This is a genomic window from Brevundimonas sp. Leaf363, assembly GCF_001424025.1.
In the GTDB taxonomy this organism is placed as follows: domain Bacteria; phylum Pseudomonadota; class Alphaproteobacteria; order Caulobacterales; family Caulobacteraceae; genus Brevundimonas.
Map to the genome: position 1 here is coordinate 77705 of NZ_LMPZ01000002.1, position 17019 is coordinate 94723.

23 protein-coding genes are annotated in these 17019 nt (G+C 68.2%); 15 read left to right on the forward strand and 8 right to left on the reverse strand.

Annotation, left to right across the window (positions count from 1 at the left end; all coding sequences use genetic code 11):
- The first annotated feature begins 18 nt into the window (after positions 1-18).
- The 5 genes from rpsA to ASG17_RS03550 all read left to right on the forward strand — a co-directional run bounded on the left by rpsA (position 19) and on the right by ASG17_RS03550 (position 4102).
- Positions 19-1725, forward strand: coding sequence for a 30S ribosomal protein S1 (rpsA, locus tag ASG17_RS03530; protein ID WP_056099269.1), 1707 nt, complete (start codon positions 19-21; stop codon positions 1723-1725).
- 190 nt (positions 1726-1915) lie between these two features.
- Positions 1916-2206: an integration host factor subunit beta gene (locus ASG17_RS03535; RefSeq protein WP_056099271.1), complete on the forward strand. Its 291-nt coding sequence runs from the start codon at positions 1916-1918 to the stop codon at positions 2204-2206.
- A 124-nt stretch (positions 2207-2330) separates the two neighbouring features.
- A complete protein-coding gene (gene mscL, locus ASG17_RS03540; protein WP_056099274.1) occupies positions 2331-2753 on the forward strand; it encodes a large-conductance mechanosensitive channel protein MscL in 423 nt (140 codons plus the stop codon).
- Positions 2754-2959: 206 nt separating this feature from the next.
- Positions 2960-3577, forward strand: a complete 618-nt coding sequence (gene rpsD, locus ASG17_RS03545) for a 30S ribosomal protein S4 (protein ID WP_056099276.1) — start codon at positions 2960-2962, stop codon at positions 3575-3577.
- A gap of 132 nt (positions 3578-3709) precedes the next feature.
- Positions 3710-4102, forward strand: a complete 393-nt coding sequence (locus ASG17_RS03550) for a hypothetical protein (RefSeq protein ID WP_056099279.1) — start codon at positions 3710-3712, stop codon at positions 4100-4102.
- 18 nt (positions 4103-4120) lie between these two features.
- On the opposite strand, the gene ASG17_RS03555 is transcribed toward ASG17_RS03550, so the two are convergent.
- Positions 4121-5230, reverse strand: coding sequence for an NADH:flavin oxidoreductase/NADH oxidase (locus ASG17_RS03555; protein ID WP_056099281.1), 1110 nt, complete (start codon positions 5228-5230; stop codon positions 4121-4123).
- Positions 5231-5384: 154 nt separating this feature from the next.
- Between ASG17_RS03555 and ASG17_RS15910 the strand changes: the two genes are divergently transcribed.
- Positions 5385-5516: a hypothetical protein gene (locus ASG17_RS15910; RefSeq protein ID WP_255353994.1), complete on the forward strand. Its 132-nt coding sequence runs from the start codon at positions 5385-5387 to the stop codon at positions 5514-5516.
- Positions 5513-5914, forward strand: a complete 402-nt coding sequence (locus tag ASG17_RS03560) for a hypothetical protein (protein ID WP_056099284.1) — start codon at positions 5513-5515, stop codon at positions 5912-5914. The genes ASG17_RS15910 and ASG17_RS03560 overlap by 4 nt, the downstream gene beginning before the upstream one ends.
- A 49-nt stretch (positions 5915-5963) precedes the next feature.
- Here ASG17_RS03560 and ASG17_RS03565 read toward each other — a convergent pair whose 3' ends face one another.
- From ASG17_RS03565 to ASG17_RS03580, 4 genes are read right to left on the reverse strand one after another with little or no spacing between them, the layout of a single operon-like run.
- The gene (locus ASG17_RS03565) at positions 5964-6317 is read right to left on the reverse strand and encodes a DUF1428 domain-containing protein (protein ID WP_056099287.1); all 354 of its coding nucleotides are present in this window, start codon (positions 6315-6317) and stop codon (positions 5964-5966) included.
- Between the two features lie 33 nt (positions 6318-6350).
- Positions 6351-6839: a VOC family protein gene (locus tag ASG17_RS03570; protein WP_056099290.1), complete on the reverse strand. Its 489-nt coding sequence runs from the start codon at positions 6837-6839 to the stop codon at positions 6351-6353.
- A 2-nt stretch (positions 6840-6841) separates the two neighbouring features.
- A complete protein-coding gene (locus ASG17_RS03575; RefSeq protein ID WP_056099293.1) occupies positions 6842-7303 on the reverse strand; it encodes an SRPBCC domain-containing protein in 462 nt (153 codons plus the stop codon).
- Between the two features lie 9 nt (positions 7304-7312).
- Positions 7313-7753 carry a VOC family protein gene (locus ASG17_RS03580; RefSeq protein WP_056099295.1) on the reverse strand — a complete coding sequence of 147 codons (441 nt, stop codon included), beginning with the start codon at positions 7751-7753 and terminating at the stop codon, positions 7313-7315.
- A gap of 58 nt (positions 7754-7811) precedes the next feature.
- Here ASG17_RS03580 and ASG17_RS03585 point away from each other — a divergent pair, with 58 nt between their 5' ends.
- From ASG17_RS03585 to ASG17_RS03595, 3 genes are all read left to right on the forward strand, one after another.
- The gene (locus ASG17_RS03585; protein WP_056099298.1) at positions 7812-8528 is read left to right on the forward strand and encodes a winged helix-turn-helix transcriptional regulator; all 717 of its coding nucleotides are present in this window, start codon (positions 7812-7814) and stop codon (positions 8526-8528) included.
- A 103-nt stretch (positions 8529-8631) separates the two neighbouring features.
- Positions 8632-8949, forward strand: a complete 318-nt coding sequence (locus ASG17_RS03590; protein WP_056099302.1) for an Mpo1-like protein — start codon at positions 8632-8634, stop codon at positions 8947-8949.
- 101 nt (positions 8950-9050) lie between these two features.
- Entirely contained in the window at positions 9051-10241 is a 1191-nt protein-coding gene (locus ASG17_RS03595; RefSeq protein WP_056099305.1) for a TMEM43 family protein, read from the forward strand.
- An 80-nt stretch (positions 10242-10321) separates the two neighbouring features.
- Here the strand turns inward: ASG17_RS03595 and ASG17_RS03600 are convergent, their stop codons facing one another.
- Entirely contained in the window at positions 10322-10903 is a 582-nt protein-coding gene (locus ASG17_RS03600) for a 3D domain-containing protein (RefSeq protein WP_056099308.1), read from the reverse strand.
- 195 nt (positions 10904-11098) lie between these two features.
- Between ASG17_RS03600 and ASG17_RS03605 the strand changes: the two genes are divergently transcribed.
- From ASG17_RS03605 to ASG17_RS03615, 3 genes are all read left to right on the forward strand, one after another.
- Positions 11099-12127, forward strand: coding sequence for a hypothetical protein (locus ASG17_RS03605; protein ID WP_056099311.1), 1029 nt, complete (start codon positions 11099-11101; stop codon positions 12125-12127).
- 135 nt (positions 12128-12262) lie between these two features.
- Positions 12263-13033 carry an RNA methyltransferase gene (locus ASG17_RS03610; protein ID WP_056099314.1) on the forward strand — a complete coding sequence of 257 codons (771 nt, stop codon included), beginning with the start codon at positions 12263-12265 and terminating at the stop codon, positions 13031-13033.
- Entirely contained in the window at positions 13030-13353 is a 324-nt protein-coding gene (locus tag ASG17_RS03615) for a YnfA family protein (RefSeq protein ID WP_056099317.1), read from the forward strand. Before ASG17_RS03610 ends, ASG17_RS03615 begins: the two co-directional genes overlap by 4 nt.
- Before the next feature lie 190 nt (positions 13354-13543).
- Here ASG17_RS03615 and ASG17_RS15390 read toward each other — a convergent pair whose 3' ends face one another.
- Positions 13544-14374 (reverse strand): hypothetical protein, encoded by an 831-nt coding sequence (locus ASG17_RS15390; protein ID WP_162238768.1) that lies wholly within the window; start codon positions 14372-14374, stop codon positions 13544-13546.
- A gap of 275 nt (positions 14375-14649) precedes the next feature.
- On the opposite strand from ASG17_RS15390, the gene ASG17_RS03625 reads away from it, so the two are divergent.
- Positions 14650-15222, forward strand: coding sequence for an OmpA family protein (locus tag ASG17_RS03625; protein ID WP_056099323.1), 573 nt, complete (start codon positions 14650-14652; stop codon positions 15220-15222).
- 50 nt (positions 15223-15272) lie between these two features.
- Here ASG17_RS03625 and ASG17_RS03630 read toward each other — a convergent pair whose 3' ends face one another.
- On the reverse strand, positions 15273-15713 hold the full coding sequence (locus tag ASG17_RS03630) for a VOC family protein (RefSeq protein WP_056099325.1): 441 nt from the start codon (positions 15711-15713) through the stop codon (positions 15273-15275).
- A 187-nt stretch (positions 15714-15900) separates the two neighbouring features.
- On the opposite strand from ASG17_RS03630, the gene ASG17_RS03635 reads away from it, so the two are divergent.
- Positions 15901-17007, forward strand: a complete 1107-nt coding sequence (locus ASG17_RS03635; RefSeq protein ID WP_056099328.1) for an S-(hydroxymethyl)glutathione dehydrogenase/class III alcohol dehydrogenase — start codon at positions 15901-15903, stop codon at positions 17005-17007.
- The last annotated feature ends 12 nt before the right edge of the window (positions 17008-17019 follow it).

Genomic DNA, 17019 nt, shown 5'->3' on the forward strand with positions numbered 1-17019 from the left:
TAGAAATTCCAGAGCTTCATGACCGACACCCAAGCTTTCAATCCCTCGCGTGACGACTTCGCCTCGCTGCTCGAAGAACAACTTCAGGGCCGCGACTTCGGCGAAGGCCAAGTCGTCCACGGCCGCGTCGTCGGCGTCGAGAAGGACATCATCATCGTCGACGTCGGTCTGAAGACCGAAGGCCGCATCGCCGCCCGCGAGTTCGGCATCGGCGAAGGCGCCGTGATCCCCAAGGTCGGCGACAACGTCGAAGTCTATCTGGAGCGCGTCGAGAACGCCCTGGGTGAAGCGGTCATCAGCCGCGACAAGGCCCGCCGCGAAGAAGCCTGGACCCGCCTGGAAGGCGTGTTCGAAAAGGGCGAGCCGGTCAACGGCGCCATCGTCGGCCGCGTCAAGGGCGGCTTCACCGTCGATCTGGGCGGCGCCTCGGCCTTCCTGCCGGGCTCGCAGGTCGACATTCGTCCGGTTCGCGACGTCGGCCCGCTGATGGGCAAGGAACAGCCCTTCGCCATCCTGAAAATGGACCGTCCGCGCGGCAACATCGTCGTCTCGCGCCGCGCCATCCTGGAAGAAGCCCGCGCTGAGCAACGCACCGAACTGGTCGGCCAGCTGCAAGAGGGTGAAGTCCGCGACGGCGTCGTCAAGAACATCACCGACTACGGCGCGTTCGTGGACCTGGGCGGCATCGACGGCCTGCTGCACGTCACCGACATGTCGTGGAAGCGCGTCTCGCACCCGTCGCAGGTGCTGGCGGTCGGCGACACCGTCAAGGTCCAGATCGTCAAGATCAACCCGGACACCCAGCGCATCTCGCTGGGCATGAAGCAGCTGCAGTCGGATCCCTGGGACGGCGTGGAAGCCAAATACCCGGTCGGCGCCAAGTACACGGGCCGCATCACCAACATCACCGACTACGGCGCGTTTGTTGAGCTGGAAGCCGGCGTCGAAGGCCTGGTGCACGTCTCGGAAATGTCGTGGACCAAGAAGAACGTCCACCCCGGCAAGATCGTCTCCACCTCGCAGGAAGTGGACGTCATCGTGCTGGACGTCGACGCCTCCAAGCGCCGCATCTCGCTGGGTCTGAAGCAGGCCCAGGACAACCCGTGGGACGCCTTCGTGGCCGCCAACCCGATCGGCTCGACCGTCGAGGGCGAGGTCAAGAACGCCACCGAATTCGGCCTGTTCATCGGCCTGGACAACGACATCGACGGCATGGTGCACCTGTCCGACCTTGACTGGTCGGTGTCGGGTGAAGAAGCCATCCAGCGCTACCGCAAGGGCGAAACCGTCCGCGCCAAGGTGCTGGACGTCGACGTCGAGAAGGAACGCGTCTCGCTGGGCATCAAGCAGCTGGGCGGCGATCCGGTCGGCGAGGGCGATACCTACAAGCGTGGCCAGCAGGTCACGGTCACTGTCACGGCGATCGAAACCGGCGGCATCGAGGTCAAGTTCGGCGAAGACGACGCGCCGGTCTCCAGCTTCATCCGCAAGTCGGACCTGAGCCGCGACCGCAACGAGCAGCGCACCGAGCGCTTCTCGGTCGGCGACCGCGTCGACGCCATGATCACCGGCGTGGACAAGGCCTCGCGCCGCGTCTCCGTCTCGATCAAGGCGCTGGAAATGAAGGACGAGCAGGAAGCCATCGAGCAGTTCGGGTCGTCCGACTCGGGCGCTTCGCTGGGCGACATCCTGGGCGCCGCGCTGAAGAACGCCGCCAAGGACTGATCCCGTCCCATGACGACAGAGGGGCGGCCGGAGCGATCCGGCCGCCCTTTTTCGTGGGCGTAAAGTGTCCGGTGCCGGACGTTATCAACGATAAGATTGGCCGTTAGCCACGCAAACCCCTTTTTCGCGCCGAAAGCGAAGGCTACGGTAAGGGTCACGGCCACTGAGGTCGGACAGGCGGGGGCCTGAAATGATCAAGTCTGAACTGATCGAACGCCTTGCGGCGGAAAACACCCACATGACGCACGCCGAGGTCGAGCGCGTGGTCAACGTCGTGCTCGGACAGATGACCGAGGCCCTGTCAGAGGGCGGGCGTGTCGAGCTGCGTGGGTTCGGCGCCTTTTCCGTTCGCGCCCGTCCGGCGCGGTCCGGACGCAATCCGCGCACGGGCGAGGCGGTCGAGGTCCCGGCCAAGGCGGTGCCGTTCTTCAAGAGCGGCAAGGAGCTGCGCGAGCGCCTGAACGCATCGGGCGACGCCTGACATTTTGAATGGGCCTGTCGCGCTCATGCGCTGCTTGAGGCCCGATTTCTGCTCCGCCTGACTTGAGGCCCGGCAAGCGTGGCCGTTAGATAGGCGGACGTTCACGTTTGCCTGGAGCCGCCCGATGAGCCTGCTGTCCGAATTCCGCGAGTTCGCGGTTAAGGGGAACGTCGTCGACCTGGCCGTCGGCGTCATCATCGGCGCGGCCTTCAACGGCATCGTCAAAAGCCTGGTCGATCAGGTGGTCATGCCGCCCATCGGCCTGATCACGGGCGGCATCGACTTCTCCAAGCTGGAATGGGTGCTGCGGCCCGAGAACCTGGCCACGCCGGAGATCGAGAAGGTCGCCATCATGTACGGCGCCTTCCTCAACACCGTGATCCAGTTCCTGATCGTCGCCTGGGTCGTCTTCCTGATGGTCAAGGGCGTCAACGCCCTGCGCCGGCAACAGGCAGCCCAGCCCGATTCCACGCCGTCGGCGCCCACGCCCACCGAGACCCTGCTGGCCGAGATCCGCGACGAACTGAGGGCGCAGCCGAAGGCGTAGTCCTGGCTGCCTTCGCCGGCCCGTCCACGGCGCGGTGTACGGGCCGGCCGAACCTTGACTCCGCCTCGCCCCGCCGTCATAAGCCCCGCCTTCACGCGACCGGCATGCCGGTCCGCGCGAACCAGTACGGACGATGCGTGGACCGCCGTTGAGATCGCATTCCCACTCACGGGGATGCCGGGCCGCATCAGCATTGAGAGTGACTTATGTCCAAGCGCCATAGCGCCAAGTACAAACTCGATCGGGTCATGGGTGAGAACCTGTGGGGCCGCTCGAAATCCCCGGTCAACAAGCGTTCGTACGGCCCCGGCCAGCACGGTCAGCGCCGCAAGCAGAAGGTCTCGGACTTCGGCCTGCAGCTGAAGGCCAAGCAGAAGCTGAAGGGCTACTACGGCAACATCACCGAGAAGCAATTCTCGGCTACCTATGACGAAGCCTCGCGCCGCAAGGGCAACAGCTCCGAGAACCTGATCGGCCTGCTGGAAGCCCGTCTGGACGCCGTCGTGTACCGCGCCAAGTTCGTGCCGACCGTCTGGGCCGCCCGCCAGTTCGTCAACCACGGCCACGTCACCGTCAACGGCAAGAAGGTGAACATCGCCTCCTACCGCGTGAAGGTCGGCGACGTCGTCGAGGTCAAGGAAAAGTCCCGCGCCCTGGCCCTGGTCCTGGAAGCCCAGCAGTCTTCGGAACGCGACGTGCCGGATTACCTGGAACTGGGCGACCGCGGCTTCTCGGTCCGCTACGCCCGCGTGCCGGAACTGGCCGACGTGCCGTTCCCGGTGAAGATGGAGCCGAACCTGGTCGTGGAATACTACTCCTCCTGATCGGCGAACGACCCCAAGATACGAAAGGCCCCGGGCGCGTCCCGGGGCCTTTTTTTGTTTGATGCCCCGCCCATTCCCGCCGCACGCGAAAGCTGGCATTCTGTGTTCGGCTGGCTGGAGAGGGAGGCTGAGATGAAACGCTCATTGGCGATCGCCGCTCTCGGCCTGTCACTGACCGCCTGCCAGACCCTGTCGATGGGCGGCAAGGACGACGACGCGGTCGCCGCCGCCATGCCCGGCCAGGTCGAGCCCCTGCACGCCGCCGCCTTCACCAACGACCTGGCCGTCTTCTGGGTCAGTTCGAACGGCTGCACCACCAAGGACGACCTGCGCCCAATCGTCCAGATGCGCGGCGGTTCGGCCGTCATCACCCTGCGCCGCATCGAGGAAGACCCCTGCGACCAGCCGGTCACCGAGGGCGTCGAGCTGCAGTGGTCGTTCGAGGAACTGGGCCTGCCGCAGGGCGCCCCCGTCTCGGTCAACAATCCCTACCAGCTGCCGGCCAGCCTGCTGCCGACGTCCTGACGATCCTCGGCCTCTGATCTAGCCGTGGGCCAGCTTGTACCCCGGCCACACCGGCTCGGCCGCCCGCGCATACTGCTTCGGCATCGCCTCCGGCGCGCCCAGCGCCACGGCCGCATGGTGACCCCAGTTGGGGTCGTCCAGCACCGCGCGGGCCAGGGCGATCAGGTCCGCCTGGCCGGAGGCCACGATGGCCTCGGCCTGGTCCGGTCCGGCGATCATGCCCACGGCCATGACGACGGCGTCCGGCACGCCCGCCTTGACCTGCTCCGCGAAGGGCACCTGATAGTTCGGTTCGCCGCCCGGAATCCGCGCCTTGGCGACATTGCCGCCGCTGGTCAGGTGCAGATAGTCGTAGCCCAGGTCGTGCAGGGCGCGGCCGAAGGTCACCGCCTCTTCCGGCGTGACGCCGCCTTCGGTCCAGTCCGACCCGTTAAACCGCACGCCCAGCGCCTTGTCCCGCGGCCACGCGTCCCGCACCGCCGCCGCGACCCGCAGCGGAAAGCGCATCCGGTTCTCCAGCGAGCCGCCGTTCTCGTCCGTCCGGTGGTTCGACAGCGGCGACAGGAACTGGGTCAGCAGATAGCCGTGCGCCGCGTGCAGCTCGACGAGGTCAAAGCCCGCCCGGTCCGCACGCCGGGTCGCGTCGACGAAGGCGTCGACCACCCGGTCCATGCCCGCGGCGTCCAGCGCGGTGGGCGTGTGCCAGTCGTCCTTGAACGGCTCGGCCGAGGCGGAGAATGTTTCCCACGCGCCTTCTTCGGGCCGGCACGCCCGCCCGCCGTCGATCCACGGCGCCGTGGTCGAGGCCTTGCGCCCGGCATGGGCCAGCTGGATGCCGATCGGCGTGTCGGAATAGGTCCGCAGCTCGGCGATCAGTCGCGCGAAGGCCGCCTCCTGTTCGTCATTGTATAGTCCGGTGTCGTCCGGCGTGATCCGCCCCTCCGCCTCGACCCCCGTGGCCTCCAGGATCACCAGGGCCGCGCCCGACAGCGCCAGGCGTCCCACGTGCTGCCAGTGCCAGGGCTGGGGCACGCCATCGACGGCCGAATACTGGCACATCGGCGCCACCACGATGCGGTTCTTCAGGGTAAGCGGCCCGATGGCGCGGGGCGAGAACAGTTGGCTCATCGGCGGGGTCCGTCAGGCAGGAACAGGGGCAACCGCAGCTATGCCGGTTGCGGTCCCGTTCAAGGGCCCAGCGTCCTTTCCCTTTCCGATTATTCACGTGACCCCGGTGGGCCAGCGTCGCCATATGCAGCCTGCATTAAAGGGGATCCCATCCATGCGCCGTCTGATCATCATCGCCAGCCTTCTGGCCGTTTCCGCCCCGCTGCTGAGCGGCTGCATCATCATCGCCAGCGACAAGCCGTCGACCCGCGTGGTGACCTCGGCCCCGGCGGAACCGTCGCAATGATCCGCCGTCTGATCGCCGCCGTCGCCCTGATGGCGGCCGGCGCGGCCCTGTCCGGCTGCGTCATCTACAGCGGCTCCGAGGGCGAGAACGTCGAGGTGCGCGTGGGCGACCACGCCGCGGCCCACACCGTGACCGACGCCCCGACCGAGGTGCTGCGCACCGCGCGCTTCGACGGCCAGGCCCTGGTCGTGCGGGTCGACAGCAACGGCTGCACCCAGGCCTCCGACTTTTCCGTCAGCGTCACGGACGGCGCACCGGCCGCCATCAGCCTGGTTCGCGACAAGCCCGACCTGTGCAAGGCCCTGGTCCCGGATGGCGTCGAACTGCGCTGGACCTACGACCAGCTGGGTCTGGACGCCGGCACGGCGGCCCGCATCGAGAACGCGCTGAAGCTCTAGTCGCCGTCTCCCGCTCCGCCGTTCAAGACGGCGGAGCGGGATCGATCGGTCAGGCCGTGGCCTCGAACAGCGTTTCGAACCCGCCCCAGATCATGCGCTTGCCGTCGAACGGCATGTCCAGGGTCTCCATGCGGGGATCCTGCATCATCTTCTCGTAGCCGCTGTCGGCCGTGGCCTTGTCCGGCCAGATCAGCCACGAAAAGACGACCACCTCTCCCTCTTCCAGCTTCACCGCCTGGGGAAAGCCGGTCACTTCGCCGACCGGGACGTTGTCGCCCCACGTCTCGACCTGGGCGATGCAGCCGAACTCCCTGAACAGGGGCCAGCCGGCCTTGGCGGTGGCGAGGTAGGCGTCCTTGTTCTCGGCCTTCACCGGGATCACGAAACCGCTGACGTAGCTCATGGGATGCTCCTTGGGTCGAGGGGGCGGTCTGGTTCAGCCCGCCGCGTCGGCGGCGGCTTCCAGGGCGGCGATGTCGATCTTCTTCATGGTCATCATGGCCTCGAAGGCGGCCTTCGCGCGGGCGGGGCTCTCGGCGTAGAAGGCCATCAGGCGCCGGGGCGTGATCTGCCAGCTGACGCCCCAGCGATCCTTGCACCAGCCGCACTGGCTCTCGGCGCCGCCGTGGCCGGTGATGGCGTCCCACAGGCGGTCCGTCTCGGCCTGATCGTCCGTGTAGATCTGGAAGGACACCGCCTCGGTCTGTGGAAACTGCGGCCCGCCGCTCAGGCCCATGAAGGACCGGCCCGCCAGGGTGAACTCCACCACCAGCTCTTCGCCGGCCCTGGTCGAGGGATTGTCCGACGGGCTGTCGGACGCCGTGTCCAGGCGGCTGTCGGGCAGGCCCAGCGAGACATAGAACTCGGCCGCCGCTCGCGCCTGGCCTTTGTCGTACCAGATGCAGGGGGTGATCTTGTCACGCATGGTCACGCCTCCGCTTCGGCCAGCGCGGCCAGTTGATCGGCGACGGCGCCCCAGCCTTGCTCGAAGCCCATGGCCTTGTGCTTGTCGGCCGCTTCGGCGTTCCAGTGACGGGCGCGCGTGACGTAGCGGGTGCCGCCGTTCTCGGGCTCGAAGGTGTCCATGCGGACGAAGGACAGGTCGCCCGCCTGCGGAACCCAGCCTTCGGTCATCGCGCCGGTGGCGACCAGTTTGCGCGCCGGCACGATCTCCAGCACCACGCCCTTGTAGGGATGCTGCTCGCCCTCGGGCGACTGCAGGGTGAAGTTGAAGCGCCCGCCGGAGAACAGATCCATCTCGGCCACCGGCGTGGTCCACGGCTTGGGACAGAACCATTCCGTGGGGCGCTGGGTGAACACCTTCCAGACCGTCTCGGGGCTGGCCTTGATGAAGCGGCTGACGCTCAGTTCGTGGGGGATGTCGGACATCGCGTTTCCTCAGTGGGCCGGGGTGTCGGACGCCATGTCCGGCGGACCGCCCGCGGCGGCGGCCGGGTCCATCCAGACGTATTCCCAGTGGTGGCCGTCCAGGTCGTCATAGCCCTGGCCGTACATAAAGCCGTGATCCTGGGGCGCGGGCTCGGCCTTGCCGCCGGCGGCGACGGCCTTGGCGATGATGTCGTCCACCGCCTGGCGGCTGTCGCGGGTCAGGCACAACGAGACCTGGGACGTCGCGTGGGCGTCGGGGATCGGCTTGTCGGTGAAGCTCTTCCACTTCGGGTGAGTCAGCAGCATCACATAGATGGTGTCGGAGATGACCATGCAGGCGGCCGTGTCGTCGCTGAACATCGGGTTCTTGGTCGCGCCGGTCGCCTCGTAGAAGGCGATGGATCGAGGCAGGTCGGCGACCGGCAGGTTGACGAAGATCATCTGGGTCATCGGCGTTTCCTCTCGTTGACGTTGCCAACGGTGGATCACGTGATTATATGAGTCAACCATGAAGTTAGAAAAAGTAACCGATCAGTCCGTTACGCCGACCACAGCCATGGGCGGGCGCTGGTATCATGACGCCTGCGGGGCCGCGCATGCGCTCGAGATCGTCGGCGAACGCTGGGCCTTGCTGGTCATGCGCGAGCTGTTTTGGGGTCCCAAGCGCTTCGGCGACCTGAAGGCGTCCCTGCAGGGCATCAGCGCCAACGTCCTGACGCAGCGCCTGGAAAGTCTGGAGGCGGCCGGCGTGGTTCAGCGCCGCCGCCTGCCGCCCCCTGCCTCGGTCCAGGTCTATGCGCTGACGCCCTGGGGGCAGGAGAGCGAGCCCATCTTCCAGGTGCTGGGCCGCTGGGCCGCCCGGTCGCCGGACCATGACCCCACCTTGCCGCTCAGCGTCTCGTCGCTGATGCTGTCGTTCCGCACCATGTTCGACGCCCGAAAGGCGGCCGGCCGAACGGCGGACGTCGGATTCCGCCTGGGCGCCGAGACCTTCCGCGTGAGGGTGGGCGGCGGCGCCCTCGAGGTCGCGCGCGGCGACATCGACGGCGCGGAGGCGACGATCATCGCCCCCGAAGCTCCCGCCATCGCCGCCGTCGCCTATGGAGGCCAGCCGCTCGCCGCCCTGCAGGCGGCCGGGGCTGTGACGGTCGAGGGCGACGCCGCCGTCGCCGGGCGCTTCCTCGGCTGGTTCACCCTGCCGGACAAGGCGGAGAAGCCCGCCTAGTCCATCCCGATCAACGGATGCGACCGTCTCGACACTCGCCGCCGTCTGCCCCATGCTTCGCTGAAGGGCCTCCCGTGGGGGGGCGGTAGACGCCGGAGGACGCATGAGCGACGCAGCGCCGGAGCGCTACCGCTCCTTCTCGGAATTCTACCCCTTCTACATCCACCAGCACTCCGACCGGACGTGCCGGCGCATCCACGTGGTCGGCTCCGCCCTGGTGCTGGCGGCTCTGGCGGCGGCCGTGGTCACGCTGAATCCGTGGTGGCTGCTCGCCATGCCGCTGGTCGGCTACGGCTTCGCCTGGGTCGGGCATTTCTTCTTCGAGAAGAACCGCCCCGCGACCTTCCAGTACCCGTTGTGGAGCCTGATGGGCGACTGGCGGATGTTCTTCGAGACCGTCAGCGGCCAGCGCAAGTTCTAAGCGGTACACCCTCCGCGTCGCGCCGTCTTTTCCCTCCGCCGAACGCTGCTATGCTGAAGCTTCAGCGCCGGGGAAATGGCGCGCGTTCGGGGGGACGTTTTATGGTCGGTCGCGGCGATCAGTTCACGGAAACCACCAGCCAGTCGTGGTTCAGCCGCATAGGCGGGGCCTTCGCCGGCGTCGTGTTCGGTCTGGTGATGATCCTGGTCTGCGTCGTCGCCCTGGCATGGAATGAGAACCGCGCCATCCGCACCCAGCATGCGCTGAAGGAAGGCGCGGGCCAGGTGGTGGCCGTTCCGACCGTCCCCCTGGATCCCGCCCGCGAAGCCGCCCTGGTCCACGTCTCCGGCCCCGTCACCGTCGGAGGCCGGATCACCGACGACCTGTTCGGCGTCACCGCCCCGGCCGTGCGCCTGATGCGCCGGGTCGAGATGTACCAGTGGAAGGAAGACTCCAAGTCCGAGACCCGCACCAAGCTGGGCGGCGGCGAGGAGACGGTCACCACCTACATCTACACCCGCGAATGGTCGGGCCAGGCGAACAAGTCCTCGGAGTTCAAGGAGCCGGTCGGTCACGAAAACCCGCCCTTCGACATCGAGAGCCAGACCTGGAACGCGCCGGACGCGCACTTGGGCGCCTTCGCACTGAACGACGACATCCTGAATCAACTGGACGACACGGCGCCGCTGCGGCTCGGCGACCAGGAAGAGGCCATCCGCGCCGCCATAGGCGACGGCCGCCCTGCGACCGTCTCGGCGACCCTGATTTACCTGGGCGCCGCGCCTGCGACCCCCGCCATCGGCGATGTGCGCGTCAGCTACGCCGTGGTCGATCCGGGCGAGATCAGCGTTGTGGGCCGCCAGTCGGGCGACGACCTGATCCCCTACCGCACCCGCAACGGCGAGACGGTGCTGCTGGTCTCGGAAGGCTCGGTCCCGGCCGACGAGATGTTCGCCGGCGCGCAGGACGGCAACCGCATCCTGACCTGGATCATCCGCGGCGCGGGCGTCGCCTTCCTGTGCGTCGGCTTCGGCCTGATCCTGGCGCCGTTGGGCGCGCTGGCCGACGTCCTTCCGTTCCTGGGCGCGGTCGTGCGGATGGGAACGGGGCTGGTCGGGACCTTCCTGGGCCTGACGCTGGGGCTGGTAATGATCGCCCTGGCCTGGCTGGCGGTGCGGCCGTTGATGTCGCTGGCCATCGTCGCCGGCGGCGGGATCGTGGCCGTCTTCCTGACCGGCTGGATGCGCAAGCGCGCGAGGAAGGCGGCGCCGGCTGCCGCGACGACGGCCTGATCCGATCCACGCCTGATCCCTGGATCACGTCCGAGGAAGACGGTTGGTGTGTTGTGTAGAGCTGGAGGCCCGAAGGCCTTTTAGCGAACGTCCGTGCGGCTCGCCGCAGACGCCGTTTCCCACTGCGGGGGGCAGCCGTTGAAGCGGCCGGCGTCGACGATGGTCAGGCGGCGCAGGTTCATGGCGCGCACCGGCCGCATCGAGGCCGAACCGTTGCCGGTGTAGAGATCAACCTTGGCGCCCTTGATCGCGCCGCCGGTGTCGGACGCGTACCAGTAGCCGTCATGGATCGAGCCGTCGGCCATCCGCATGCCGACCGTTTCGCGGATGAAGACGCGGGTCCGGCGCGGGATGACGCGCGGGTCGGTGGCGATGGTGCGCATGGCGACCGGACGACAGCCGAGCGAATCGTTGCCCGTCGCTCCACCCCCGCCTGCGTGATACATGGTCCAGTTGACGCCCTGCCAGTCGGGATCGCGTGCCATCATCTCGGCTTGCGCATCGGTCAGCGAGGTCTCGTCGGTCTGGGAACTTTCCGCCGCCTGTCCGGTTGTTTGAGCACCAGCGTCCGCCGCAACGGCGGCCTCATAGCTGATGGGTCCCTCAAGGCCCGGGAACGCCATGGACAAAAGCATGGCGAGCGCAGCAGCGGCGTTCAGCATCAAATCGACTTGCGTGGCGCTGGCCCCGACGTCGTCCAGCCCTCGCCGTGTCGTTTCCTCCTGTGACGGAAAAGTGGCGAATGTGACGGGTGCGACACCCTGCCTCGCCTCATTCGGGAACCTTTGCGCCGCCGCCAAAGCCTGTCACAGCCATGCGCAGTCACCCGTCAGGCCTTCTTTCAAGCGCGGTTCGTAATGACTCTTCCTCGTTTCGCCGCCGTCGCGGCCATCCTCGGCCTCAGCATCCTGGCGACGCCGCGACCGGTCGACGCCTGGGGCAATACCGGCCACCGGATCATCGGCGTGGCGGGGATTCGCGGCCTGCCGGACAGTCTGCCGGCCTTCGTGCGCTCGGCCGCCGCGGCCGCCGACGTGGGCGAGTTCTCGCGTGAGCCCGACCGCTGGAAGGGCGCCGGCCAGCCGCATGACCGCGAGCGCGACACCGCCCACTTCGTCGATCTGGACGACGACGGCCATGTGCTGACCGCCGCAGGCCCGACCCTGGCCCAGCTGCCGCGACTGAAGTCGGAATATGACGCCATGCTGACCCGCGCGGGTCTCGACGTCGACGACGCCGGCTACCTGCCTTACGCCATCATGGACGCCCAGCTGCAGCTGAAGCAGGACTTCGCCTATTGGCGCGTGCTGGTCGCGGCCGAGGCGCGCGAGATGAATATGGAGCGCCGCGCCTGGTACCGCGCCGACCGCGAGCGGCGCGAGGCGCTGCTGCTGCGCGACATCGGCATGCTCAGCCACTACGTCGGCGACGGCTCACAGCCGCATCACGTCAGCGTCCACTACAACGGCTGGGGCGACTATCCGAACCCGGAACGCTTCACCAGCAGCCGCCAGACGCACGGCCAGTTCGAGGGCGCCGCCACGGCCCGCGCCACCCGCCTGGACGCGATCGAGGCCGCCATGCCGGCGGCGAACTCGACTGCCGACTTGGCGCCGCGCGTCGCCGCCTATCTGAACGCCAGCCTGACCCAGGTGGTCCCCTTCTATCGCCTGGAAAAGGCGGGCGCGTTCCGCGGCGACGGCACGACCGAGGGCGCCGCCTTCATCAACGGCCGTCTGGCCGTGGCGGCGGCGGAGCTGCGCGACCTGATCGTCCTGGCCTGGCAGGCCGCGGGCCAGGGATCCATCGGCTGGCCGGCGGTCAAGGTCGCCGAGGTCGAGGCCGGCGCGGCCGATCCGTGGCTGTCCCTGATCGGCGAGGACTGACTCTCACCCCACTCATCCCGGCGGAAGCCGGGATCCAGTGAGAACGACACGCGCTCCCTCGTCCAGAAGCCTGCCTGACGCCAAAGGACTGGATCCCGGCTTCCGCCGGGATGAGCGGACGTTTATGCGGAAGCCATGCTTCCCCCCGTCGTCATCCTCGACAAGCCGCAGCTGGCGGACAACATCGGCGCCGTGGCGCGCGTCATGGCCAACTTTGGCCTGGACCAGTTGCGGCTGGTGAACCCGCGCGACGGCTGGCCCCAGGATCGCGCCTGGGCCACTGCGTCGGGCGCCGACTGGGTTCTGGACGCCGTCACCGTCTATCCGACCGTGGCCGAGGCCATCGCCGATCTGAACACGGTCTTTTCGACCACCGCCCGCCCGCGCGAGACGCGGATGCCGGTGCGCACCCCGCGCGAGGCGGCCCGCATCCTCTATGACGACCGCGCCTCGGGCTTGGGCGTCGGCCTGCTGTTCGGGGGCGAGCGGGCCGGGCTGGAGACCACCGACATCGCCCTGACCCACGGCATCGTCACCATCCCCATCGACCCCCGCCACCACTCGCTGAACCTGGCCCAGGCCGTGGCCATCAACGCCTACGAATGGCGCACGCTCATTCTGGACGCCCCGCCGCCGAAGTTCCGCGAGCAGGACCCGCCCGCCGCCAACGAACTGCTGGTCGGCATGTACGAGCATCTGGAGACAGAGCTCGACAACGGCGGCTTCTTCCACCCGCCCGAGAAGCGCCCGTCGATGAGCCAGAACCTGCGCGTCATGCTGGGCCGCGCCGCCTTCTCCGAGCAGGAGGTCGCCAGCTTCCGAGGCGTCATCCACGCCCTGGCCAAGGGCCGCGGCCGGGTGCTGGAGAAGCTGGCGGCGAAGAAGCGAGCTGAGACCGGCGAGTGAAAGCACTGCTCGTCTACCCGCTGGCGGCCCTTGCGGAAATCGGCGGCTGTTTTGCCTTCTGGGCCTGGCTGAAGCTGGATCGCTCGCCGCTGTGGATCGCGCCGGGCGTGGTCAGCCTGATCGCCTTTGCATGGCTGCTGACCCTGATCCCGTCCGAGGCGGCGGGGCGGGCCTTCGCCGCCTATGGCGGAGTGTATATCGTGGCGTCGCTAGCCTGGATGGGGCTGGTCGAGAAGACGGCGCCCGACCGCTGGGACCTCATCGGCGGCGTGATCTGTCTGGCCGGCGCGGCGATCATCCTGTTCGGGCCTCGAGGGTAGGCCACCTTTTCCCTCTCCCAGAGGGAGAGGGCTTGAGCGCCTGAGAGCGCAGCGATCAGTCTTGCGCAAAAGGGTGAGGGGACCGCCCTATCCTGTGAGCCGCCCACCCCTCACCCTTTCGGCTTATCCAATCGCCTTCGGCTCCTGGAGCCTCAAGCCCTCTCCCTTTGGGAGAGGGAGCAACGGGCGCTTACACCCCCAGCAAATCCGACCACCGCCACGCCGCCCGTCCCAGCGCCAGTTTCGGCCCGCCGTCGCTCAGCGACACCACGGCCAGCCCGCGCATCGACTGCCTGCGACACGCCTCCGGGGCGAAGGCCACTTCCAGCGCGATGGCCTGACGCACGCCCGCCAGCCCCTTTCCGGCCTGGGCGCCGCTCTGCAGCCAGTCGCCGTTCCAGACCAGCATGGCGCGGCCGGACGCGTTCAGCGTGCGCTCGGCTTCGGCGACGGCGGTGCGGACGGTGGGGGTGGCGCGCAGGCGGTCCTGGACGCGGCGGACCATGTCGCAGGCGCCGACGCCCGAGCCGTTGCCCCCGCCCGCCCCCGTGCCCGACCCGCCGCCACCCCCGCCGTCTCCGGCCGTCAGCGCCCCGGCCAGCTGATCGGCGCCCAGCAGAGGCAGGGCGGAGGCCAGGGCGGCGACCGGCGCGGCGGCGACCGTCTCGACCTGGGGCGGGGGCGCGACGGCCAGGCGCGGACGAGCCGGCGCCGGCGTGGCCGGCTCAAGCGTTGGGGCGGCCGGTTCCGAGGCGGCATCGGCTGCCGGGGCGCCGCCCGGCTCGGGCGTGGCAACGGGCGGCGGGGGCGGCTCGACCGGTGGGGGCGTGAACAGCTCGACCATCACCGGCTCGGCCGCAGGCAGGGATGGCGGCAGGGCGTGGCCGATGCCCAGCATTGCGAACAGGCCGAGGTGAAGACCCGCCACCACCACGGCCGCCACGCCCCATTTACGCGCCCGCGCGGCGGGCGTCCTTTGTGTCTCGCGACGGATATCGCTCATGCCGACGTGAAAAAACATTCGCACGCGTCAGGAACGTGGCGCGGCCCGTGCTGCGCGAAAAGTCACCCATCGACCGACGATAGGCAAACGCTGCCGCTGACGCACGAAGTGCTCAATCGGCGCAACGTCTCGACTCAGGCGGCGGTTCCGCAGCCGCGCAATTTTCTGTCGCACAATATGGTCAAGCTGAACGATTCTCGCCCAAAGCGCGCCATTACTCCGCCGTCTCAGACGCAGTTTGTTCAGCTGCGCTTTTCCCGGGGCTGCGCGCCCGGCCAGATTGGAGACCTCCCTTGAACAGATCGACCCTGAAGACCGCGCTGGTAGGCGGCGCGCTGATCGCCATGGGCTTCGCCGCCAGCGGCTGCGCCAGCCATCGTTTCGTGCGGGACCAGGTTGAGGTGGTGGACACGCGCGTCACCGGCGTCGAGGGCCATCTGGCCACCGTCGAGGGCACTGCGGGCCAGGCCCTGCAACGCGCCACCGCGGCCCAGAAGCTGGCCGAGGGCAAGTTCCTCTATGAGGTCGTGCTGTCGGACGACTCGGTCAAGTTCCCGGTCGATGCCTCGCAACTGTCGCCCGAGGCCGAGCAGCGCCTGACCGAGTTCGCCCAGCGCCTCGCGAGCGAGAACCGCAACGTCTACCTGGAAATCCAGGGCTTCACCGACGCGTCCGGGCCGGAATCCTACAATGACCAGCTCGGCGAACAGCGCGCCGAGGCCGTGCGCCGTTTCCTGAACCGCTCGGGCGTCGCCCTGAACCGGATGGCGACCATCTCCTACGGCGAGGAAGCCCCCGTGGCCTCGAACGACAACCCCGCCGGCCGCGCCCAGAACCGCCGCGTGGCGATCGTGGTCCTGGCGTAAGCAGATCCGCACCCTCTCCCGCTGTCGAGCGGGAGAGGGTGCGCGTCGCGTTACCAGACGCCCGTGTTCGGCATCGACGCCCACGGCTCGGCGGGCGCTAGCGGCTCGCCCTCCTGCAGCAGTTCGATGGAGATGCCGTCCGGCGAGCGGACGAAGGCCATCCAGCCGTCGCGCGGCGGCCGGTTTATGACGACGCCTCCGTCGGCCAATCGCTGGCAGGCGGCGTAGATGTCATCGACCTTATAGGCCAGGTGGCCGAAGTTGCGGCCGCCCGTGTAGACCTCCGGGTCCCAGTTCCAGGTCAGCTCCACCTCCGGCGACCGCTCGGCCGCCGAGCGCGCCGCATCCGCCGGCGCCGCCAGGAAGACCAGGGTGAACCGGCCCTTTTCATTGTCCTGCCGCCGCACCTCCTGAAGCCCCAGCAGGTCGCACCAGAACCGCAGCGACGCGTCCAGATCGGTCACGCGGACCATGGTGTGCAGATAGCGCATTGAGGGCTCCTGATCCTTCTCCCCTTGCGGGAGAAGGTGGCCGCGTAGCGGACGGATGAGGGGTTTCGCGAGCTTTGCCAAATGAGGGTTGAAACCGGCCGGCGCCAGTGCGACCCCTCATCCGACTTCGCTTCGCTCAGCCACCTTCTCCCGCAAGAGGGAGAAGGACTAAGGAAAGACACGACCGATGAAAACCCGCGCCGCCGTCGCCTTCGAGGCCAAGACCCCGCTGGAGATCGTCGAGGTCGACCTGGAAGGCCCGCGCGCCGGCGAGGTGCTGATCGAGATCAAGGCGACCGGTATCTGCCACACCGACGCCTATACGCTGGACGGCCTGGACTCTGAGGGCATCTTCCCCTCGATCCTGGGCCACGAGGGCGCGGGCGTCGTCGTCGTGGTCGGGCCGGGCGTGACGAGCGTGCAGGTCGGCGACCACGTCATCCCGCTCTACACGCCGGAATGCCGCCAGTGTAAGTCGTGTCTCAGCCGCAAGACAAACCTGTGCACTGCCATCCGCTCGACCCAGGGCAAGGGCCTGATGCCCGACGGCACCTCGCGCTTCAGCTACAAGGGTCAGGCCATCGCCCACTACATGGGCTGCTCGACCTTCTCGAACTACACCGTCCTGCCCGAGATCGCGGTGGCCAAGATCCGCAAGGACGCCCCCTTCGAGAAGGCCTGCTACGTCGGCTGCGGCGTGACGACGGGCGTGGGCGCGGTGGTCAACACCGCCAAGGTCGAGCCGGGCGCCAACGCCGTGGTCTTCGGCCTGGGCGGCATCGGTCTGAACGTCATCCAGGGTCTGAAGATGGTCGGCGCCGACATGATCATCGGCGTGGACATCAACGACACGAAGGAGGAGTGGGGCCGCCGCTTCGGCATGACCCATTTCGTTAACCCGAAGACCGTCCCCGACGTGGTCGCCCATCTGGTCGAGATGACCGGCGGCGGCGCCGACTACACCTTCGACTGCACCGGCAACACGGTGGTGATGCGTCAGGCGCTGGAAGCCTGCCACCGCGGCTGGGGCGAGAGCGTCATCATCGGCGTGGCCGAAGCCGGCAAGGAGATCGCCACCCGCCCGTTCCAGCTGGTCACCGGCCGCGTCTGGCGCGGCAGCGCCTTCGGCGGCGCCCGCGGCCGCACCGACACGCCCAAGATCGTCGACTGGTACATGGACGGCAAGATCGAGATCGACCCGATGATCACCCACACCCTGCCGCTGGAGCGCATCAACGAAGCGTTCGACCTGATGCATGCGGGCGAGAGCATCCGCAGCGTCGTCGTCTTCTAAGGAAGCGAGAGC